The sequence below is a fragment of the Burkholderia sp. MR1-5-21 genome (assembly GCF_053427715.1).
Genome location: NZ_JBSAXD010000008.1, coordinates 1 through 20,828 on the forward strand (window position 1 = coordinate 1; position 20,828 = coordinate 20,828).

At 67.5% G+C, this 20,828-nt stretch carries 22 protein-coding genes, 1 tRNA gene and 1 pseudogene; 13 read left to right on the top strand and 11 right to left on the bottom strand.

Features of this window, described 5'->3' with window-relative positions; translation table 11 throughout:
• Together ACV229_RS12920 and ACV229_RS12925 are read left to right on the top strand one after the other, a co-directional pair.
• Positions 1–192 (top strand): annotated as a pseudogene (locus tag ACV229_RS12920) (ABC transporter ATP-binding protein); the annotation flags it as partial.
• Positions 193–523: 331 nt separating this feature from the next.
• Positions 524–1,195, top strand: coding sequence for a DUF2278 family protein (locus tag ACV229_RS12925; protein ID WP_448083519.1), 672 nt, complete (start codon positions 524–526; stop codon positions 1,193–1,195).
• Between the two features lie 41 nt (positions 1,196–1,236).
• On the opposite strand, the gene ACV229_RS12930 is transcribed toward ACV229_RS12925, so the two are convergent.
• From ACV229_RS12930 to ACV229_RS12940, 3 genes are all read right to left on the bottom strand, one after another.
• Positions 1,237–1,692, bottom strand: a complete 456-nt coding sequence (locus tag ACV229_RS12930; protein WP_448083520.1) for a GNAT family acetyltransferase — start codon at positions 1,690–1,692, stop codon at positions 1,237–1,239.
• Positions 1,693–1,705: 13 nt separating this feature from the next.
• On the bottom strand, positions 1,706–2,890 hold the full coding sequence (locus ACV229_RS12935) for an acetylornithine transaminase (RefSeq protein WP_448083521.1): 1,185 nt from the start codon (positions 2,888–2,890) through the stop codon (positions 1,706–1,708).
• A 310-nt stretch (positions 2,891–3,200) separates the two neighbouring features.
• On the bottom strand, positions 3,201–4,232 hold the full coding sequence (locus ACV229_RS12940; protein ID WP_448083522.1) for a CDP-6-deoxy-delta-3,4-glucoseen reductase: 1,032 nt from the start codon (positions 4,230–4,232) through the stop codon (positions 3,201–3,203).
• A gap of 83 nt (positions 4,233–4,315) precedes the next feature.
• Here ACV229_RS12940 and ACV229_RS12945 point away from each other — a divergent pair, with 83 nt between their 5' ends.
• Positions 4,316–5,347 carry an NAD-dependent epimerase/dehydratase family protein gene (locus tag ACV229_RS12945; protein WP_448083523.1) on the top strand — a complete coding sequence of 344 codons (1,032 nt, stop codon included), beginning with the start codon at positions 4,316–4,318 and terminating at the stop codon, positions 5,345–5,347.
• On the opposite strand, the gene ACV229_RS12950 is transcribed toward ACV229_RS12945, so the two are convergent.
• On the bottom strand, positions 5,330–5,518 hold the full coding sequence (locus ACV229_RS12950; RefSeq protein ID WP_448083524.1) for a hypothetical protein: 189 nt from the start codon (positions 5,516–5,518) through the stop codon (positions 5,330–5,332). The genes ACV229_RS12945 and ACV229_RS12950 overlap by 18 nt on opposite strands.
• 106 nt (positions 5,519–5,624) lie before the next feature.
• Positions 5,625–6,341, bottom strand: coding sequence for a pseudouridine synthase (locus ACV229_RS12955; RefSeq protein ID WP_448083525.1), 717 nt, complete (start codon positions 6,339–6,341; stop codon positions 5,625–5,627).
• 126 nt (positions 6,342–6,467) lie between these two features.
• Between ACV229_RS12955 and copC the strand changes: the two genes are divergently transcribed.
• The 4 genes from copC to ACV229_RS12975 all read left to right on the top strand — a co-directional run bounded on the left by copC (position 6,468) and on the right by ACV229_RS12975 (position 9,571).
• Positions 6,468–6,842 carry a copper homeostasis periplasmic binding protein CopC gene (gene copC / locus ACV229_RS12960; protein WP_448083526.1) on the top strand — a complete coding sequence of 125 codons (375 nt, stop codon included), beginning with the start codon at positions 6,468–6,470 and terminating at the stop codon, positions 6,840–6,842.
• A gap of 73 nt (positions 6,843–6,915) precedes the next feature.
• Positions 6,916–7,416, top strand: a complete 501-nt coding sequence (locus ACV229_RS12965; protein ID WP_448083527.1) for a DinB family protein — start codon at positions 6,916–6,918, stop codon at positions 7,414–7,416.
• Positions 7,417–7,549: 133 nt separating this feature from the next.
• Positions 7,550–8,323: an SDR family oxidoreductase gene (locus ACV229_RS12970; protein WP_448083528.1), complete on the top strand. Its 774-nt coding sequence runs from the start codon at positions 7,550–7,552 to the stop codon at positions 8,321–8,323.
• A gap of 318 nt (positions 8,324–8,641) precedes the next feature.
• Complete coding sequence (locus ACV229_RS12975) at positions 8,642–9,571, top strand: LysR substrate-binding domain-containing protein (RefSeq protein WP_448083739.1); 930 nt, start codon at positions 8,642–8,644, stop codon at positions 9,569–9,571.
• Positions 9,572–9,596: 25 nt separating this feature from the next.
• Here the strand turns inward: ACV229_RS12975 and ACV229_RS12980 are convergent, their stop codons facing one another.
• The 5 genes from ACV229_RS12980 to ACV229_RS13000 form a co-directional block, all read right to left on the bottom strand.
• The gene (locus ACV229_RS12980) at positions 9,597–9,764 is read right to left on the bottom strand and encodes a hypothetical protein (RefSeq protein ID WP_448083529.1); all 168 of its coding nucleotides are present in this window, start codon (positions 9,762–9,764) and stop codon (positions 9,597–9,599) included.
• 98 nt (positions 9,765–9,862) lie between these two features.
• Entirely contained in the window at positions 9,863–11,224 is a 1,362-nt protein-coding gene (locus ACV229_RS12985; RefSeq protein ID WP_448083530.1) for a TAXI family TRAP transporter solute-binding subunit, read from the bottom strand.
• A 278-nt stretch (positions 11,225–11,502) separates the two neighbouring features.
• Positions 11,503–11,587, bottom strand: a tRNA-Leu gene (locus ACV229_RS12990).
• Positions 11,588–11,674: 87 nt separating this feature from the next.
• Positions 11,675–12,832: an ABC transporter substrate-binding protein gene (locus tag ACV229_RS12995; RefSeq protein WP_448083531.1), complete on the bottom strand. Its 1,158-nt coding sequence runs from the start codon at positions 12,830–12,832 to the stop codon at positions 11,675–11,677.
• A gap of 156 nt (positions 12,833–12,988) precedes the next feature.
• Entirely contained in the window at positions 12,989–13,930 is a 942-nt protein-coding gene (locus ACV229_RS13000; protein ID WP_448077415.1) for a CysB family HTH-type transcriptional regulator, read from the bottom strand.
• A 214-nt stretch (positions 13,931–14,144) separates the two neighbouring features.
• On the opposite strand from ACV229_RS13000, the gene ACV229_RS13005 reads away from it, so the two are divergent.
• The 6 genes from ACV229_RS13005 (at position 14,145) to cobA (ending at position 20,359) form a co-directional block, all read left to right on the top strand.
• A complete protein-coding gene (locus ACV229_RS13005; protein WP_448083532.1) occupies positions 14,145–15,824 on the top strand; it encodes a nitrite/sulfite reductase in 1,680 nt (559 codons plus the stop codon).
• A gap of 25 nt (positions 15,825–15,849) precedes the next feature.
• Positions 15,850–16,401 carry a DUF934 domain-containing protein gene (locus ACV229_RS13010; RefSeq protein ID WP_448083533.1) on the top strand — a complete coding sequence of 184 codons (552 nt, stop codon included), beginning with the start codon at positions 15,850–15,852 and terminating at the stop codon, positions 16,399–16,401.
• The gene (locus ACV229_RS13015) at positions 16,398–17,144 is read left to right on the top strand and encodes a phosphoadenylyl-sulfate reductase (protein ID WP_448083534.1); all 747 of its coding nucleotides are present in this window, start codon (positions 16,398–16,400) and stop codon (positions 17,142–17,144) included. The genes ACV229_RS13010 and ACV229_RS13015 overlap by 4 nt, the downstream gene beginning before the upstream one ends.
• Positions 17,145–17,219: 75 nt before the next feature.
• The gene (gene cysD, locus ACV229_RS13020; protein ID WP_448083535.1) at positions 17,220–18,182 is read left to right on the top strand and encodes a sulfate adenylyltransferase subunit CysD; all 963 of its coding nucleotides are present in this window, start codon (positions 17,220–17,222) and stop codon (positions 18,180–18,182) included.
• A 22-nt stretch (positions 18,183–18,204) separates the two neighbouring features.
• Positions 18,205–19,521 (top strand): sulfate adenylyltransferase subunit 1, encoded by a 1,317-nt coding sequence (locus ACV229_RS13025; protein ID WP_448083536.1) that lies wholly within the window; start codon positions 18,205–18,207, stop codon positions 19,519–19,521.
• Positions 19,522–19,609: 88 nt separating this feature from the next.
• Positions 19,610–20,359, top strand: coding sequence for a uroporphyrinogen-III C-methyltransferase (gene cobA / locus ACV229_RS13030; RefSeq protein WP_448083537.1), 750 nt, complete (start codon positions 19,610–19,612; stop codon positions 20,357–20,359).
• A 58-nt stretch (positions 20,360–20,417) separates the two neighbouring features.
• Here cobA and ACV229_RS13035 read toward each other — a convergent pair whose 3' ends face one another.
• A complete protein-coding gene (locus ACV229_RS13035) occupies positions 20,418–20,810 on the bottom strand; it encodes a sirohydrochlorin chelatase (protein ID WP_448083538.1) in 393 nt (130 codons plus the stop codon).
• Positions 20,811–20,828: the final 18 nt, after the last annotated feature.

Sequence of the window (20,828 nt, forward strand, 5' to 3'; positions counted from 1 at the left end):
AAGATCTTCGAAGTGGTGCGCACGATCTCGAACGAGGGCATCACGGTGCTGCTGGTCGAGCAGAACGCGCGTCTCGCGCTGCAGGCGGCCGACCGCGGCTACGTGATGGACTCGGGCACGGTGACGATGGAAGGCGACGCCAAGACGATGCTCGACGATCCGAAGGTGCGGGCCGCGTATCTGGGTGAGTGAGTGAACGAGTGAGTCAATGAGCGGGCCCCGCGTATCGGGGCGGCTGCGGCCGCACGCGATGCGCAAGGGCTTTCGAAAGGCTGTCACGGTGTGCCGTGACAGCCTTTTTTTCGCGCTGCGCGATGGCCGCAGAACTGTGCGCGCTTGCGTGACTCCATCAGACGAGCGCGTCGCACCCGCGGCGCGGGGCTGCAGCATGCCGTCCAACCGGCCGTCCGCAACCGGCGGTCCGCAACCGGCCGTCCGCAACCGGCCGTCCGCAACCGGCCGTCCGCAAACCGACACGCGCGCGGCGTAGCATGAGCAGCCCATCGGCACACGGAGAACACGCATGAGTCTGGACTACGGTTTCGTGAAGGCGAAGGTCAAGTCGGTGGCGGGGCTGAAGGCGTCGCCGCATGGCAGCGAGATTCAGTATCACATCCACCTGACGCTCGCGCTGCCGACGGGCGACTGGGACGTCGCGATCAACGTCGGCACCAACGACGCGGACGACCTGCTGAACTACAAGCTCGTCTACGACTTCCATCATCCCGTCACGCAGACGCTCGCAAACGCGCAGCAGGGGTACGCCGACCTGACCGGGACTGCCGCGCTGCCCGCGCTCGATTTCCTGCGCAGCGACATCCTGAACGAGACCGGCGCATGGCGCCCGAGCGACGTGATGGACGGAACCGGGCACCCGGAGCCGATTCCTTCGCTGCTGCGGCTCGTCGACGCCGCGCAGTCGCAAGGGCTCGACGTGGTCGTGTTCGGCCGCACGTACGTCGAGGGCAACGGCATCCACGATACGCACATGAACCAGGGGTCGTCGGGTCCGCACTTCCTGCATCGCGCGGGCGACGACAGCAACGACCACAACGATATCTGGCAGGACGGCGCGCTGATCGTCCGCGTGAGCGATACGCAATGGGCCGCGTATTTCGCCGCGTTCGAACAGCAGGCGGTGCCGACCGATGCGCTCGGCAATCCGCTGCCGGGCGCGGAGCCGATCACGCACTGATCATGCACTGACGCCGGCCGCTGCCGGCGCAAGCGGTGGCGTCACGTTGCCGGCAGCAGCTTGCCGAACGAGATGCGTTCCTCGACGTGATAGCCGAGCGCTGCGTAGAACCGGCACGCTTCGTCGTTGCCGGGCAGCACCTGCAGATTGATCTTCAGGCAGCCGCGCGCGGCGAGCGCGTCCTCCGCATGCGCGATCAGCGCGCGGCCGACGCCGAGCCCGCGCGCGTCGCTCGCGACGCCAAACGAATACAGCCAGCCGCGATGTCCGTCGAAGCCCGCCATCAGCGTGCCGACGACGCGCGCGCCGCACACCGCGACGAAGAACAGCTCGGGCTGCGTCGCGAGCTTCAGCTCGATCGATCGCAGCGGATCGCGGTGCGGCGGTGCGGCCGCCTCGTTGTACTGCGGGAACGCGTCGCGCCAGACCGCAAGCACGGCGTCGGTATCGGCGCGATCGAACGGACGGATCGCGACATCATCGGCGGCGGCATCCATCGGGCGGTTCTCCTCAGAGGGTGTCGAGCACCGACCGCAGCATCGCCATCATCTGGTCGATCTCTTCGGTGGTCACGTTCAGCGCGGGCATGAAGCGCAGCAGGTTCGGGCGCGCCGCGTTGAGCAGCAGGCCATCCGGCTGCATGTCGCGCGCCTTCTCGACGATCTGCGGGCCGATGTCCTTGCCGAGCAGCAGCGCGCGCAGCAGGCCCTCGCCGCGCTCGCCCTCGAAGCCGCGCTCTTCCGACAGCTCGAGCAGCTTGCGCTTCAGGTATTCGCCGCGGGCGCGCACGCCTTCGAGGAAGCCAGGCGCGACGAGCTGCGAGATCACCGCGTAGCCGGCCGCCGTCATCAGCGGGTTGCCGTTGTAGGTGCCGCCCTGGTCGCCGGCCTCGAACACCGCGACGTCGGCCTTCGACAGCAGCGCCGCGAGCGGCACGCCGCTGCCGATCCCCTTGCCGAGCGTCATGATGTCCGGCTCGATGTCGGCGAGTTCGTACGCGAACAGCGTACCCGCGCGGCCGCAGCCGCTCTGCACTTCGTCGACGATCAGCAGCAGGTTGTGCTGCTTCGTCAGTGCACGCAGTTCGCGCATGAACTCACGCGTTGCCGGGATCACGCCGCCTTCGCCCTGGATCGGCTCGAGCATCACCGCGACGGTCTTGTCGCTGATCAGCTTCTCGACCGAGTTGATGTTGTTCAGCTCGGCCTTCGGGAAGCCCGGCACCTGCGGCGCGTAGATCGTGTCCCAGCCCGGCTTGCCGCTCGCCGACATCGTCGCGAGCGTGCGGCCGTGGAAGCTGTGGTCGAACGTGATGATCTCGTACGCGCCGTTCCTGAACTTGCGGCCCCACTTGCGCGCGAGCTTGATCGCGCCTTCGTTCGCCTCGGCGCCGCTGTTCGTGAAGAACACCTTGTCGAACACGCTGTGCTGCGTGAGCAGGCCCGCGAGCTTCGCCATCGGTTCGTTGTAGAACGCCGGCGACGGGTTCAGCAGCTTTTCCGCCTGCGTCTTGAGCGCTTCGACGACACCGTCGTTGCAGTGCCCGAGGCTGTTGACTGCCCAGCCCTGGATGAAATCCAGATAGCGCTTGCCGGTGTGATCGTAGAGCCACGAGCCCTTGCCGTGCGTGAACACGATGTCGGGGCGGTTCGTGATGTACATCAGCGAGTCGATCGGATGGTCGTTCAGGGGCATGGCGGCAGACTCCAGCGGACGGTCAAATGGAAAGGACAATAAAAAAGCCACGGGGCATGCCGTGGCTGGGTGGTTCGAACAGCTTGTGCGTAACCGGTGAAGCGGGGTTGGGGGTTACGCGCGAGTCCGTGACGAGCCGGCGGCATCCGGGCGGAGCGGCGAGCGGCGACGTCGAAGGGTGGACAGGAAGCTATTCATGTGCGCAAGCATACGGTATCCCGCGCCCCGCTGTAAACCGCCGCGATGCAACAAATGTGTCGCGGCGGCGGCGGCGGCGGCGGCGGTGGTGGGGCGTGGAAGCCGACCGGGCTCAGACCGGATTCGCGAGATCGGCGGCGCTCGTGAACGAGTCCGCGTAGAACTCGTCAGCGGGCAGGCCGTGGTGCTGCGTGAAGTCGCGCTGCGCGGACTCGACCATCACCGGTGCGCCGCACGCGTAGACCTGATAGGCCGACAGGTCGGGCAGGTCCTCGATCACCGCGCGATGGACGAAGCCGGTGCGGCCCGTCCACGCGTCGGCGTCGTCCGGCTCGGACAGGACCGGCACGAACCTGAAGTTCGGGATCTCGCTCGCCCACTGCTCGGCGAGCTCGGCGAGGTAGATGTCCTTCTTGCGGCGCGCGCCCCAGTAGAGCGTCATCGGGCGCGTGATGCCGCGGTGCTTCACGTGCTCGATGATCGCCTTGATCGGTGCGAAGCCGGTGCCCGATGCGAGCAGCACGATCGGCTTGTCGGAATCCTCGCGCAGGAAGAACGTGCCGAGCGGGCCTTCGAAGCGCAGGATGTCGCGCTCCTTCATCGCGCCGAACACATGGTCGGTGAACTTGCCGCCCGGCATGTGGCGGATGTGAAGTTCGACCGGGCCTTCCTCGTGCGGCGCGTTCGCCATCGAGTAGCTGCGGCGCGACCCGTCCTTCAGGATGAATTCGATGTACTGGCCCGCGAGGTATTGCAGGCGTTCGTTGGCCGGCAACTGCAGCTTCAGCACCATCACGTCGTCGGCCTTGCGCTCGAGCGCGGCGATGCGGCACGGCAGCTTCTTGACCTGCACGCCGTCGACGCCGGCGATCTCGCGCACGTCGATCTCCAGATCGCATTGCGCCTTCGAGCAGCACAGCAGCGCGAGGCCGCGGGTACGCTCGTCGTTGGACAGTGCCGACGCGGCGTGCGGGCCTTGCTCGATCTGGCCCGACACGATCTGGCCCTTGCAGGAGCCGCACGCGCCGTTCTTGCAGCCGTACGGCAGGTGGACGTTCTGGCGCAGCGCGGCTGCCAGCACGGTTTCGTCCGACTCGACCTGGAACTGCCGGCCGCTTTGCTTGAGAGTGACGTTGAATGCCATAGAACCAACTAGAACAAAATGTGGGGACCGTGCAAGTTGCGCACGGCAGCTACAATGCTTCCGCTACTGATTTCGCAACCATCATGATCGCGACACGAATCCTGCGCCGGCCGCGCGTACTGATCGTCGGCTGCGGCGACGTCGGCCTGCGCTGCATCGCGCAATGGCGCGCGCGGCGCGGCGACCTGCGGATCGTCGCGCTGACGAGCCATCCGGCCCGGCGTGACGAACTGCGCGCCGCGGGCGCGACACCGATCGTCGGCGACCTCGATCGCCCGTGGACGCTCGGCCGGCTCGCGGGCCTTGCCCGCACGATCCTGCATCTCGCGCCGCCACAGTCCGACGGCAGCGAGGACCGGCGCACGCGCGCGCTCGTCGCGGCACTGACCGCGCCCGCGCGGCGCTCGCCGGTTCAGCCGGCGTATGGCAGGCTGCGCAGCGTTCGCGCGGCGGCACGGCCTGCCGGCGCGCCCGTCCGGGCAGCGCGTATTGTACCCGACGGCCTTCGCGCGCCGCGGCTCGTCTACGCCAGTACGACGGGCGTTTACGGCGATTGCGGCGGTGCGCGCATCGACGAGACGCGCCCGCTGCGTCCGGCGAATCCGCGCGCCGTGCGCCGTGTATCGGCGGAGCGCCAACTGCGCGCCGCGACGGCGCGCGGCGTGCTGTCCGCGCGGATCGTGCGCATTCCCGGCATCTATGCGGTGAACCGGCTGCCGCTCGCGCGCCTCGAGCGCGGCACGCCGGCGCTCGACCCGGCCGACGACGTCTACACGAACCACATCCACGCGGATGACCTCGCGGCGATCCTGCGGCGCGCGGCAGTGCGCGGCAGGCCGTCGCGCGCGGTGCACGCGTCGGACGACAGCGAACTGCGAATGGGGGAGTATTTCGACCGGGTCGCGCACGCATTCGGCCTGCCGCCACCGCCGCGCGTGAGCCGCGCCGACGCCGAGCGCCTGCTCGAACCGACGCTCCTGTCGTTCATGCGCGAGTCGCGGCGCCTGTCCAACGCACGCCTCAAGCGCGAATTGTGCGTGACGTTGCGCTATCCGACCGTAGACGAATTCCTTCAAACGCTCGGGCCCGGCAACGCGTCAGGTCAGCGCCGGTAGTGCCTCGATCAGCAGGAAGCACAGCAGCGCGCCGATCAGCGCGCCAATCAGGTTCGGATGATATTTGTGCTTCGCGCGCATGTACGCAAGCAGCCCGCCGATTGCGAGCGCACCTGCCACGGCGAACGCGAGCATCACGTATGACACGTCAGTCAGAATGTGGATTTGCATGATGTCTCCCCTGCATCGCTGCTCGTAACAGCTTGTAATTCGAGTATAGCGGGGGATAGGGCGGCCGCCACGCGGCCGACTACCGAACGGTCGTGCGGATTTTCCCTTACAGGGTTTTGGCGGTGTCGCGCAGCGATGCGAGATCGGCGTCGCTCAGCCAGCACCATGCGCCCGGTTCGAGGTCGGCGGGCAGCGTGAGGCCACCGATGCTTTCGCGGTGCAGCGCGTCCACGCGGTTGCTGGCGGCTGCGACCATTCTTTTCACCTGATGGTATTTGCCTTCGAGCACGGTCAGCGCGAGCACGTGCGTGTCGCGCGCGTCGGCGGCCACCGCGGCGATCGGTTTCGGCTCGCCATGAAGCTGCACGCCCGTGCGCAGCGCGTGCAGCTGCGCGTCGTCGAGCGGATGGCGCACCGTCGCGACGTAGGTCTTCGGCACCTTGCGCTTCGGCGACGTGTACGCATGAACGAACTGGCCGTCGTCGGACAGCAGCAGCAGGCCCGTCGTGTCCTGGTCGAGGCGGCCGACGCACTGCACGCCGCGGGCGGCGAATGGCGCCGGCAGCAGGCTGAACACGCTCGCGTGGTGCTGCGGATCGCGCGAGCACTCGTAGCCGGCCGGCTTGTTGAGCGCCAGATACGCGTGCGCATGGAATGGCCACGCGGTGTCGTCGACCGAGAACACGAGCGCGTCGGTAGCGAAGTCGGCATCGGGGTCGGTGCAGCTTGCGCCGGCGACCGTGACGCGCGCGGCCTCGATCAGTCCGCGGCACTGGCGGCGCGAGCCGAAGCCCTGGGAGAAGAGAATGCTTTCGAGATCCATAGCGCGCGCATTCTATCAAGCGGCACACGGTCGCTGTCACGGCGGCGCATGCGGCTGGTAAGCTGCCGGAACGTTTCGGACGGGCACGCTTCGTGCGCATCCGCTGATTTTCTTCCCGGACAATCCATGACTTTCGATCTGCTCTCGCTCGGCCGCAAGGCCGCCGCCGTCGCCCTCGCCGCGACCGTCTCGTCGGCCGCATTCGCGCACGCGCGGCCCGAGAAAACCGACCCGGCCGCGAACGCGGCGCTGACCGCCGCCCCCTCTGCCGTCACGATCGACTTCAGCGAGACGCTCGAGCCGGCGTTCAGTTCGATCGTCGTCGTCGACGGCGCCGGCAAGCCGGTGTCGGACGGCAAGGCGAGCGTCGACGCGGCGAAGCGCAAGCAGATGGCGGTGCCGCTGTCCGCAATCGGCGCTGGCGCCTATACCGTGAAGTGGGTGGCCGTCGCGGCGGACGGGCACCGCACCCAAGGCAGCTACCGCTTCAGCGTGAAGTGATGGCGGCGGCGGGCGGTCCTCGATGGCCGCGCGCCACCGCCGTTTCCCGACCATCCGACTGGGAGGCCCCCGCATGAACCCGACGACCCTCGACGCGCTCGCCGATTTTCCCCGCCTGCTCGAAGCGCATTTCGCGGCGGTGCCCGACGGCTATGCGCGCTGGACGCCCGGCGACTGGGACGGGATCCCGAGCGAACACTACTCGCCGCTCGGGCAGCTCTGCCACGTGCGCGACATCGAGACCGACGGCTATCACGTGCGACTGCGCCGGATGCTCGACGAGGACCGCCCGCTGCTCGTGTCGCTCGACGGCGACACGCTTGCGGTCGAGCGGCGCTACGACGACGCGTATGCGTCGGACGTGCTCGCCGCGTTTCGCGACGCACGGCGGCAGACGCTCGAGCGCCTGTCGCGTCTCACGCCGGAGCAGTTCGCCCGCACCGGCGAGTTCGAGGGCTACGGCGGGGTGACCGTGCGCGGGCTCGTCCATTACCTGTGCAGTCACGACCAGCAGCATCTGGCCGGGATGCAGTGGCTGCTCGGCAAGATCGACGCGGAACGGCACGCCCGCTGAGCGGCCGGGCGTCCGGCGCTGCGCATGCCGGATTGGAACGATTTCCTGGACAATCCATCCAGCCGCGACCGGCTGACCGGCGCCACGGACGTGCCTACACTCGGGATTTCGTTCAACGAGAAAGGAGTCAACCGTGGCCACTCATACGCTCGCAGACAAGGTCGTCCTGATCGCAGGCGGCGCGAAGAACCTCGGCGGATTGATCGCGAGGGATCTGGCGAGCCACGGCGCGAAGGCGGTGGCGATTCACTACAACAGCGCGGCGACGCAGCCGCAGGCCGAGGAAACGGCCGCCGCGGTACGTGCGGCGGGCGCGGACGCCGCGACGTTCCAGGCTGACCTGACGACGGCCGGCGCGGTCGAGCAGCTGTTCGACGCGGCGAAGCAGCGTTTCGGCAAGGTGGATATCGCGATCAACACGGTCGGCAAGGTGCTGAAGAAGCCGATCACCGAGATCAGCGAGGCCGAGTACGACGACATGTTCGCGGTCAACAGCAAATCGGCGTTCTTTTTCATCAAGGAAGCGGGGCGGCATCTCGAGGATCACGGCAAGCTCGTCACGCTCGTGACATCGCTGCTCGGCGCGTTCACGCCGTTCTATGCGGCATACGAAGGGTCGAAGGCGCCGGTCGAGCACTTCACGCGGGCGGCCGCGAAGGAGTACGGCGCGCGCGGGATCTCGGTGACGGCCGTCGGGCCGGGCCCGATGGACACGCCGTTCTTCTATCCGGCCGAAGGCGCCGATGCGGTCGCGTATCACAAGACTGCCGCCGCGCTGTCGCCGTTCAGCAAGACGGGCCTGACCGACATCGAGGACGTCGTGCCGTTCATCCGCCACCTCGTGACCGACGGCTGGTGGATCACGGGCCAGACGATCCTGATCAACGGCGGCTATACGACCAAGTAAGCGACCAAGCAAGCGACCAAGCAAGCGACCAAGCAAGCGACCAAGTAAGCGACCAAGTAAGCGGCCAAGCAAGCGGCCAAGCAAGCGGCCCCAGGCAAGCGGCCAGACAAGCGGCCAGACAAGCGGCCAGACAAGCGGCCAGGCAAGCTGCCGGGCGCGGGACGCGTACCGCAATGGCCGGTTTCCGTGGACAATGGACGGGCGCGCGGGCGTAAAGGCTGCGCGCCTTTTTCATATCGATCGCCGGATCGTATCGTGGTCGTCGCGCCTGCCGTGGCGGACGCGTCCGGTCGCCCGAACGAACCCCTGTCGTTGCCGATGGACAAGCTGGATCAGGTCAGAATCTTCCTGCAGGTTGCCGAGCTGGGCAGCTTCATCAAGGCGGCGCATGCGCTTGACGTGCCGCGCGCGACCGTGTCGGCGGCCGTCCAGCAGCTCGAAACGGGCCTCGGCACGCGCCTTCTGCACCGCACGACGCGGCAGGTGCAGCTCACTGCCGACGGCGCGCTGCTGGTCGAGCGCGGCCGGCGTCTGCTCGCGGAAGCCGACGAACTCGATCGCCTGTTCCGCGGCCGCGACCGCGAAGTAGTCGGGCGGCTCAACGTCGACGTGCCGAGCCGGATCGCGCGGCGCGTGATTGTGCCCGCGCTGCCGGCGCTGTTCCGCCGTCACCCGAAGCTGCAGCTGTCGCTCGGTTCGTCCGACCGATCGATCGATCTCGTGCAGGAGGGCGTCGATTGCGCGATCCGCGTCGGGCGTCTCGCGGAAAGCAGCCTGGTTGTACGGCCGCTCGGCCGGTTCCCGCTGATCAATTGCGCGAGCCCGGATTACCTGCGCGAATACGGCTTGCCGGATCACCCGGATGCGCTGGCGCACGGGCATTGGGCGGTCGGCTATGCGTCGCCGGCGACCGGGCGCGAGCTGCCGTGGGAATACGTCGCCAACGGCAATACGCACGCGCTGACGCTGCCGAGCCGCGTGATCGTCAACAACGCGGAGACCTACATCGCGAGCTGCCTTGCCGGGATGGGGCTGATCCAGATTCCCCGGTTCGACGTCGAGCACCTGCTCGACAGCGGCGCGCTCGTCGAGGTGATGCCGGGCTACCGGGCCGCGCCGATGGACGTGTCGGCCGTGTATCCGCACCGGCGGCACCGGTCGCGCCGGCTCAATGCGTTCATCGAGTGGTTCGAAGCGCTGATGGGCGGCGCGCTGGCGGAGCGGGCGCGCGGCGGCGGACCGGCGTGATGCCGGACGCGCGTGCGGCGCGCGCTCATTCGGTGCGATGCGGAACGTTGTCCGGGAACGGGTAGGGTGCGTGCGGGCCCGGCCAGTCCGGCACGGGCGGCTGGGTCAGGAGGTCGCAGCCGGACAGCGCGAACCAGAGCGCGGATGCGAGCACACCCGCGCAGATTCGTTTCGAAGTTGCTCGCAGGGACATAGGCCGCCTCCGTGTTGTGTCGTGCCTGTTGCTTGGACAAGCGGGCAAGCCGGTGCGTTGCGCTGCACGCGCGTGAGCGCCTGGGACGTCACTGTCTTTCAGTTCCGCGTCGTGGCGGAGGAGGAGGGGTGCTTGATTTCAGTCGAGATGCGCTCCCTTACAACGCCAATCGCCTGCTTGAGCGCGTAAAGGTCCTGAAAATAGCGCTTCGGCATCCGCATCTGGCTGGCGTGCGCGTCGATGTTGTCGATTTCCTGGTTCCATCGCGCGATCTGGTCGCGGGTCGGCTGCCGGTTGGCCCAGATTTCGTCATCCAGCAGCTTGAGCTCCCCGTAGCAGATCAGCAGCCGCTTTTTCAAATGCGCCTCCACCATGCGCGGCAGTGCCTGCAACAGGCCCAGGAGCAACGCTGCGAAAGGAACCAGGACGAGCAGGCGCCGTTCGATGAAGCTGGCCAGCCAGAACGGCAGGTAGCGCTGCAGGAAGGGGCGGCCGGACGTGAAATAGCGCGTGCTTTCGTCCGCGATCGGAAATTCCTGGGTGTTCAGGTTGGGGAACGTGCCGATCGGCGTGAAGTAGTCCTCGCGGCCGTGGACCATCTTCGCGACATCAAGCAGCAGATAGACGAAGGCGGGATGCAGCGTGTCCTTTGCCACGAGCAGCGCCGTGGCGGCCAGCAGGGTGACGTCTGCCTGCGGACGATCGTTGGCGATGCTGGTCGAGCCGCGCGGATAGACGATTCTGGACAGGGATGGAAACTTCTGCACGAGCGCGTCGGCCTGCGCGAAACTCATCAGCTTCAGATCGCTGTTCAGCAAGGTTTGCTGCATCGGCGCGTCGGGCCGGCCGATGAAAAAAGCGGCGTCGAGCTCTCCCCGCTCGAGGCGCTGATATGCGGTGGCTGCATCGACTTCCTCCAGGGTCGTGTTGTTCCCTGTGATGCCGCTATAGCCGAGCAAGACAAGGGAGACATTGAGCAGTCCGCTGCCGGGCACGCCTATGCCCACCCGTTTGCCGCGCAGTTGCGACAACCGGTCGACGATCGTGTTGCCACGATAGAACACCCAGATCGGCTCATACGAGACGGCGGCGATGGTCTGCAGGTGGTCGGTCTCTTTCGGCGTCGTCGTGCCCGATTGAATGAAACCCACTTCGTACTCGCTGTCGGGCTTCGTCAACCGCTCGTAATTTTCGACCGAGCCGGACGAGCTGCGGATATCGAGCGTGATGCCGTCGCGCTTGAGGATCGCCGCGTAGCGATCCGCAAAGCCGCGATAGATGCCGTTGTCGGCGCCCGTCGTAATGACGATCGTATGGCGCAACGCAGGCTGGATGACGCCGGCGAGCACCCATCCCAGCACGGCCAGGATCAATGCGGTGGCGGCCGCGACGAGGAATCGGTGTGCCGGCGACGCGGGAGGTTTCCCGTGCGGGCGAAGCGCTCCGTGATCTCTGGGCATCGTTGGGTCTTCTCTCATCGGGCCTCATGTGCGCCGCGAGGCCAACGTCAGGGCTCTCGAGGTTGATCTCGACGGTTTTCTTGCCTGGTGGTGCCGGAGGCTGCGGCGGATGGCGCGCCGGAATTGGCATGTGCTCCCGCGCAGACGGGGTTCTTCAGGGTGAAAGCGAGCGGGGCCAGGCGTCGCGTCGCAGCGCGGCAGTTACCGCAGAAGTTACCACAGAAAGACGCGCTTGAAGGCCGGGAAGCCTTGACTGATAAGGCTTTGAAGGAATTTGATGGTGCCCAGGGCCGGAATCGAACCGGCACGCCTTGCGGCGGGGGATTTTGAGTCCCCTGCGTCTACCAATTTCACCACCTGGGCTTTTCCGGACCGCGCACGCGATTGCGCGCGGCGAAAACGCAAATTATCGCTGAAAATGCGGCACCGGGCAAGCAGCCCGGCCGCCGGTCACTGGCTGAGATAGACGAACGCGCCGTGTTTCACGATGCCCATCACGCTCGCGCGCTGGTCGAGCCCGACATGATCCTTGTCGCTCGTGTTGACGACGCCGTTCGGCACGACGAGTTCGTGCGCGTGCTCCAGTTCGCGCCGCAGCACGTTGCGGAATTCGGGCGTGCCCGGCTGCGCGGTCTTCAGCGCGCGGCCGACCGCGTCGGCGAGGCGCGGATAGACGCCCGCCGCGTCGCCCGCGAACTGCGTGACGGTGCCGGCACCATACTTCGCCTCGTACGCATCGACGAACGCGAGCGCGGCCCTGCGGGCCGGATGGTCGGCCGGCAGCGTGCGCGCGACGACGACGGGCTGCGTCGGGAACAGCGTCCCGTCGACGTCCTTGCCGCCGAGCTTGATGAATTCCGGCGTCGCGATTCCGTGCGTCTGGTAGATCGGGCCCTTGTAGCCGCGCTCGATCAGCGTGCGCTGCGGCAGCACGGCCGGCGTGCCGGATCCGGCGATCAGGATCGCGTCCGGCTTTGCCGCGATCAGCTTCAGCGCCTGGCCCGTGACGCTCGCGTCGGTGCGGTTGAAGCGCTCGGCCGCCACCACGCGGATCTTGCGCAAGTCGGCGAAGCGCGTGAACTCGCCCAGCCAACTGTCGCCGTAGCTGTCCGCAAAGCCGATGAAGCCGACCGTCTTCACGCCGTGGTTCGCCATGTAGCGGATCATCACGTCGGCCATCGCGCGGTCGCTCTGCGCCATCTTGAACGCCCAGGTGCGCGCGCCTTCCTGCGGCTCGACGATCGCGCCGGAGCCGACCAGCGTGATCATCGGCGTTTGCGCGGTGGCCACCGCGTCGAGCGCCGCGAGCGCGGCCGGCGTGATGTTCGGCCCGATCACGACGTCGACGTGGTCCTCGGACACGAGCTTCCTGATGTTGCGCACCGCCGCGCCCGGGTCGGACGCGTCGTCGAGCAGCGTTACCTGCACGTTCTGCCCGGCGATCGTCTTAGGCCACATCAGGATCGCATTCTTGCTCGTGATGCCGATCGCGGCGGCCGGGCCGGTCGTCGACAGGTCGATGCCGACCTTCAGGTCCGCGTGCGCGGCAGCGCACGCCAGCACGAGGGCGGCGCCGGCGGCGCCGCGCAGCAGGGCGGAAAGCGTCATGCGGAGTCCTCCGTCGGACAGAAAAAGGGGCGCGATTTGCGCCCCTGTCTTTATACACGTCGCTTCAAGGTCGCTTCAAGAAAACGCCGGGCCGCCCCAAGTTTTCTTGACCCCCTCGGGGGGCCTGGCGCGAAGCGACAGGTCTGGGGGCGCCAATTAAAGCTCGTACGATTCGGATTCGCCCTTGAGCGCCTGCTCGATCAGCTTGCGGTTCAGCGTCGGCGACAGCAGCTCGACGAGCGTATACACATAGCTCCTCAGGTACGCGCCCTGCTTGAGCGCGACGCGCGTGACGTTGCTGCCGAACAGATGGCCGACCGGAATCAGCCGCAGGTTGCGGTCGCGCTCCGGGTTGAATGCGATGTCGGCCATGATTCCGACCCCGAGCCCCAGCTCGACGTAGGTCTTGATCACGTCGGCGTCGATCGCCTCGAGCACGATGTCCGGCGACAGCCCGCGCAGCGCGAACGCGTGGTTGATCTTCTTGCGGCCCGCGAACGCGTCGTCGTAGGTGATCAGCGGGTACTGAGCGAGATCGTCGAGGGTCGGCGTCTTGCGCTCGAGCAGCGGGTGATCGACGGGCACGACGGCCGCGTGGTGCCACTGGAAGCAGGGCAGCGACACGAGATCCTTGTAGTCGGCGATCGCTTCGGTCGCGATCGCGACGTCGGCCTGGTCGTGGATCACCATCTCGGCGACCTGCGTCGGGCTGCCCTGCAGGATCGACAGGTGCACCTTCGGGAAGCGCTTCTTGAATTCGGCGATCGCGGCCGGCAGCGAGTAGCGGGCCTGCGTGTGCGTCGCGGCGATCGTCAGGTTGCCCTGGTCCTGCGCCGCGTAATCCTTTCCGACCCTTTTAAGGCTCTCGACCTCCTGGAGGATCCGCTCGACGGACGCGAGGATGATCCTGCCGGGCTCGGTCAGCGAGCGCACCCGCTTGCCGTGCCGCGTGAAGATCTCCACGCCCAGCTCGTCTTCCAGCTCGATGATCGCCTTCGACACCCCCGGTTGCGACGTGTACAGCGCCTTGGCGGCCTCGGTGAGGTTGAAATTCTGCCGGACGGCCTCGCGCACGAAGCGAAATTGGTGCAGGTTCATTTATAACCCTTCCGCATATCAACAGAATTTTTTAGTCGTTTGAAATATAAGGCGAGTTTATTACGATTCACCGGAGTTTTTCAAATATGGATATCTGTTTTCGTCATTAGCAATCCACCGGGCAGCGGAACGCCGGGGGCGCGACGGAACGGAGATTCGGGCGCGACGTGGCTAGGACGTCGCGCGGTCACCACGAAAACCCTGGGGTCCCCGAATGTATCAGTACGACCAATACGACCAGACGATCGTCGACGAGCGCGTCGCGCAGTACCGCGACCAGGTCCGCCGCCGCTTGTCGGGCGAGTTGAGCGAAGACGAGTTCCGCCCGCTGCGGCTGCAGAACGGCCTGTACATGCAGCGTCACGCGTACATGCACCGCATCGCGATTCCGTACGGCAACCTGCGCAGCGACCAGCTCCGGATGCTCGCCCGGATCGCGCGCGAGCACGACCGCGGCTACGGCCACTTCTCGACCCGCTCGAACATCCAGTTCAACTGGGTCCAGCTGGAAGAGACGCCCGAGATCCTCGCGAAGCTCGCGTCGGTGCAGATGCACGCGATCCAGACGTCGGGCAACTGCATCCGCAACATCACGGCCGACCAGTTCGCCGGCGTCGCTCAGGACGAGGAGATCGATCCGCGTCCGTGGTCGGAAATCCTCCGCCAGTGGTCGACGTTCCATCCCGAATTCGCGTGGCTGCCGCGCAAGTTCAAGATCGCGGTGTCCGGCTCGAAGGACGACCGCGCGGCCGTGCAGATCCACGACCTCGGCGTCTACCTGAAGAAGAACGCGCAGGGCGACGTGGTCGCGAGCATCCTCGCGGGCGGCGGCCTCGGCCGCACACCGATCGTCGGCGCGGTGATCAAGGAAGACCTGCCGTGGCAGCACCTGCTGACCTACTGCGAAGCCGTGCTGCGCGTGTACAACCGCTACGGCCGCCGCGACAACCTGTACAAGGCCCGCATCAAGATCCTCGTGAAGGCGCTGTCGCCGGCGAAGTTCGCGCAGCAGGTCGAGGAAGAGTGGCAGCACCTGAAGGACGGCCCGTCGACGCTCACGCAGGCGGAAGTCGACCGCGTGTCGCAGTGCTTCAAGCCGCCCGTCTACGAAAAGCTCGCGGACACCGACGCGTCGTTCGAGCAGCACCTGCTCGACAGCAAGGCGTTCGCGCGCTGGGTCGAGCGTAACGTCGCGCCGCACAAGGTGCCGGGCTACGCGGCCGTCACGCTGTCGCTGAAGAACCACCGTGTCGCGCCGGGCGATGCGACCGATACGCAGATGGAGCAGGTTGCCGACTGGGCCGACACCTACTCGTTCGGCGAACTGCGCGTGTCGCACGAGCAGAACCTGATTCTCGCGAACGTGAAGAAGCGCGACCTGTACGCCCTGTGGGAAAAGGCGAAGGCGGCCGGCTTCGCGACGCCGAACGTCGGCCTGCTGACCGACATCATCGCGTGCCCGGGCGGCGACTTCTGCTCGCTCGCGAACGCGAAGTCGATTCCGATCGCGCTCGCGATCCAGCAGCGCTTCGACGATCTGGACTACGTGTACGACCTCGGCGACCTGTCGCTGAACATCTCCGGTTGCATGAACTCGTGCGGCCACCATCACGTCGGCAACATCGGCATCCTCGGCGTCGACAAGGACGGTGCCGAGTGGTACCAGGTGTCGCTCGGCGGCGAGCAGGGCACGGGCCGCAACGGCGCGCGCCTCGGCCGCGTGATCGGGCCGTCGTTCTCCGCGGAGGAAGTGCCGGACGTGATCGCGAAGCTGATCGACACGTTCGTCGAATCGCGCGTCGACGGCGAGCGCTTCGTCGACACGTACGATCGCATCGGCATCGCGCCGTTCAAGGAGCGCGTGTATGCGGCGCGCCAGGCTGTGAACGCGTAACCAACCGGGTAGAAGGAATTAGCAGATGGCTTCGATTATCAAGAACCGCGCAGTGATCGACGATGCATGGCAGGTCGTGCGCGCGGCGGAAGACGGTGCGCTGCCCGCGGTCGACGCGTTGCCGGCCGGCAAGGTGCTGGTGCCGTTCGTGCTGTGGCAGGCGGAGCGCGCGGCGCTCGTCGCCGCGAAGACGAAGGGCGAACTCGGCGTGTGGCTCGCGCCGGACAGCGAGCCGGCGGATCTCTCCGCCGACTTCGACGCGATCTCGCTGATCGCCGTCGAGTTCCCGCGCTTCGCGGACGGCCGCGGCTACAGCATTGCGCGCCTGCTGCGCGAGCGCTACGGCTGGACGGGCGAGCTGCGCGCGATCGGCGACGTGCTGCGCGACCAGCTGCTGTACATGTCGCGCTGCGGCTTCGACGCGTTCGCCGTGCGCGCGGACAAGGACATCCACGACGCGCTGAATGCATTCGGCGAATTCTCGCAGCGCTACCAGGGCGCGTTCGACGAGCCGGTGCCGCTGTTCCGCCGCCGCGGCGCGGCCGCAGCGACGTCCGACGCGAAGGTGAACGCATGAGCGCCGACGCCACCGCACTGACGCCGGAGCTCGCTGCGAAGGTCGAGCGCCTCGACGCGCTGCTCGCGCAGATCGCCGAGCGCCATCCGAAGGTGAAGTTCGCGAGCAGCCTCGCGGCCGAGGACATGCTGGTGACGCACGCGATCCTGTCGAAGGGCGTGTCGATCGGCATCTTCTCGCTGAACACGGGTCGCCTGCACGCGGAGACGGTCGGCATGATCGACCGCGTGCGCGAGCGCTACGGCTACGAGATCGAGCAGTTCCGCCCGCAGCAGGATGCGGTCGACCAGTACGTTGCCGAGCACGGGCTGAATGCGTTCTACGAGAGCGTCGAGCTGCGCAAGGCGTGCTGCCACATCCGCAAGGTCGAGCCGCTCAACCGCGCGCTCGCCGACGTCGGTGCGTGGGTCACGGGCCAGCGCCGCGAGCAGTCGGTGACGCGTGCGGAGCTGCACGAGGAGGAGCGCGACGATGCGCGCGGGATCGCAAAGTACAATCCGCTCGCGGACTGGACCGAGGCAGAAGTGTGGGCCTACCTGAAGGCGTTCGACGTGCCGGTCAACCCGCTGCATGCGCGCGGCTACCCGAGCATCGGCTGCGAGCCGTGCACGCGCGCGATCCGTCCCGGCGAGGACAGCCGGGCGGGCCGCTGGTGGTGGGAATCGCGCGATTCGAAGGAATGCGGGCTGCACATCTCGATCACGCCGATTCCCGCGACGGCCGAAGCCGGCGCGACGCACTGAACGACCGACACAAGACCGAACATGCGCCGCCTGCGAAAGCGGGCGGCACGAACCCAGAAGAGAAGGACTGAAATCATGAGCACGACGCTCGAGCAATCCGCCTTTGCCCCGCCCACCGGCGCCGACAGCCGCATGGGCCACCTCGACTGGCTCGAAGCCGAGTCGATCCACATCCTGCGCGAACTCGTGGCCGAGTGCAGCAAGCCGGCGCTGCTGTTCTCGGGCGGCAAGGATTCGGTCGTCGTGCTGCATCTCGCACTGAAGGCGTTCGGCCTCGGCGCGAACCGCAAGACCTCGCTGCCGTTCCCGCTCGTGCACATCGACACGGGCCACAACTACGACGAAGTGATCGACTTCCGCGACCGCCGCGCGAAGGAGATCGGCGCCGAGCTGATCGTCGGCCACGTCGAGGATTCGATCAAGCGCGGCACCGTCGTGCTGCGCCGCGAGACCGATTCGCGCAACGCCGCGCAGGCCGTCACGCTGCTCGAGACGATCGAGCAGCACGGCTACACCGCGATGATCGGCGGCGCGCGCCGCGACGAGGAGAAGGCGCGTGCGAAGGAGCGCATCTTCTCGTTCCGCGACGAGTTCGGCCAGTGGGACCCGAAGGCGCAGCGGCCGGAACTGTGGAGCCTCTACAACGCGCGCCTGCACAAGGGCGAGCACCTGCGCGTGTTCCCGATCTCGAACTGGACCGAGCTCGACGTGTGGCAGTACATCGCCCGCGAGAACCTCGAACTGCCGTCGATCTACTACGCGCACGAGCGCGAGATCGTGCGCCGCAACGGGCTGCTCGTGCCGGTCACGCCGCTCACGCCGATGCGCGAGGGCGAGACGAGCGAGGTCGCTCAGGTGCGCTTCCGCACGGTCGGCGACATCAGCTGCACGTGCCCGGTCGAGAGCGACGCGGACGACGTCGAGAAGATCATCGCCGAGACGGCGGTGACCGAGATCACCGAGCGCGGCGCGACCCGGATGGACGACCAGACCTCCGAAGCCGCGATGGAACAGCGCAAGAAGCAAGGTTATTTCTGAAGCACACGAGGACATTCACATCATGAGCATCATCGAGAACAACGAAGACCTCGGCGTGCTGCGCTTCATCACCGCAGGCAGCGTCGACGACGGCAAGAGCACGCTGATCGGCCGCCTGCTGTATGACAGCAAGGCCGTGCTGTCCGACCAGCTGTCCGCGCTGTCGCGCGCGAAGAACAAGCGCACGGTCGGCGACGAGCTCGACCTCGCGCTGCTGACCGACGGGCTGGAAGCCGAGCGCGAGCAGGGCATCACGATCGACGTCGCCTACCGCTACTTCGCGACCGCCAAGCGCAAGTTCATCATCGCCGACACGCCGGGCCACGAGCAGTACACGCGCAACATGGTGACGGGCGCGTCGACCGCGCACGCGGCGATCATCCTGATCGACGCGACGCGCGTGACGGTCGAGAACGGCGTCGCGGAACTGCTGCCGCAGACGAAGCGCCACAGCGCGATCGTCAAGCTGCTCGCGCTGCAGCACGTGATCGTCGCGATCAACAAGATGGACCTCGTCGACTACAGCGAAGCGCGCTTCAACGAGATCCGCGACGCGTACGTCGCGCTCGCGAAGCAGCTCGGCCTCGCCGACGTGCGCTTCGTGCCGGTGTCGGCGCTCAAGGGCGACAACATCGTCGGCGCGAGCGAGCGCATGCCGTGGTACGCGGGCGAGCCGCTGCTCGACGTGCTCGAGACGCTGCCCGTCGAGACGCAGGCGCATGACGCGCTGCGCTTCCCGGTGCAGTGGGTCGCACGCCAGGACGGCAGCTCGGCCGACGATTTCCGCGGCTACATGGGCCGCATCGAGGCGGGCGAAGTGAAGGTCGGCGACGAAATCACCGTGCTGCCGTCGAACCGCGCCGCGACGGTCGCCGAGATCATCGCGCCGGTGCCGGGCGGTACCGCGGCCGTCGAACGGGCGTACGCGGGCCAGACGGTGACGATCCGCCTCGCGGAAGACGTCGACGTGTCGCGCGGCGACGTGTTCGTCGCGACGGGCGAGCCGGTCGAGCCGGCGAAGAAGCTCGAGGCCGATCTGTGCTGGTTCGACGAAACGCCGCTGTCGCCGCAGCGCAAGTACCTGCTGAAGCAGACCACGAGCACGGTGTTCGCGAAGGTCGGCGCGGTCAAGCAGGTGCTCGACGTGCACACGCTGTCGCATGCGACCGACCGCCACGACCTGAAGATGAACGACATCGGCCGCGTTGCGCTGACGCTGCAGAAGCCGATCGTCTGCGACACGTACGACGCGCATCCGGGCACGGGTGCGTTCGTGCTGATCGACGAGGCGACGCATCATACGGTCGCCGCAGGGATGATCCGGGCGTTCTCGGCGTAATCAGGGAACCGCGCGGGAAACGGCGCGGCGAACCGCGCCGCTTCGTGCGGCGCGGACCGATGCCGGCGTTCGCAGGGAAGCGACCAACATGGGCAAGGTGTATCTGATCGGAGCAGGGCCGGGCGCGGCGGACCTCATCACGGTGCGCGGCGCGCGCCTGCTCGCGCAGGCCGACGTCGTGCTGCACGACGCGCTCGTCGAGCCGGCGATGCTCGACTATGCGCCGAATGCGCGCAGGATCGCGGTCGGCAAGCGCTGCGGGCAGCGTTCGAGCGCGCAGCATTTCATCAACAAGCAGATCGTCGACGCGGCGCGCGAGCATGCGTGCGTCGTGCGGCTGAAGGGCGGCGACCCGATGCTGTTCGGCCGCGCGGACGAGGAAATGCGCGCGCTCGAGGCGGCCGGCATCGACTACGAGATCGTGCCGGGCATCACCGCGGCGCTCGCCGGGGCGGCCACGCTGAAGCGCTCGCTGACGCTGCGCGGCGTCGCACGCAGTGTCGCGTTCGCGACGCACAGCCGTGCGCCAGGCAGCGACGAGATCCGCGAAGCCGCGCGCGCCGATTCGATCGTCTACTACATGGGCCGCGACAGCGCGCCGGGCATTGCGCAGCAGCTGATCGACGCGGGCCGCGCGAGCGCGACGCCGGTCGCGATCGTCGAGGCATGCAGCACCGCGCGCGAGCGCACGCTGACGTTGACGCTTGGCGAGATGGCGGCAGGCGCCGCACAGGCGTGGCTCGATCCGGCCGAGCCGAGCCTGCTGATGATCGGCGACGCGTTCGCCGAACGCGGGAAGCAGGCGAAGCAGGGCGGCGCGTTGCGCGACGCGGCCTGAGCGAAACGAAAAAACGCTGGCATCGGCCAGCGTTTTTTCTGTGTGGCGCTTGCTGCGCTTACGCGTCGTCGCCCGACTGCTCGAGGCAATAGCGCGCGATCGCGTCGAGCACGCCGTCGTCTTCGCCGACGGCAGTCGTGCAGCGGATCTCGACGCCCGGATGCGCGGCGCGGCACGCATCGACGAGCTGCGGCAGGTCGCGGCGGATATGGCCGCCCTGGCCGAAGAACACCGGCACCACGGTGATGCGCGTGCAACCGGCCGCCACCTGCGCGGCGACCGCGGTATCGAGCGACGGCGTCATCAGTTCGAGAAACGCGAGCGAAACGGATCCCGGCGGCGCATCGGCGCCGCGCGCGGCGCGCAGCCGCGCGGCGAGCCGCTCGAACGGCTCCGCCCAGCGCGGATCGCGGGCGCCATGACCGAACAGGACGATACCGTGCAAACTCATGCGGTTCTCCGTCGCGTG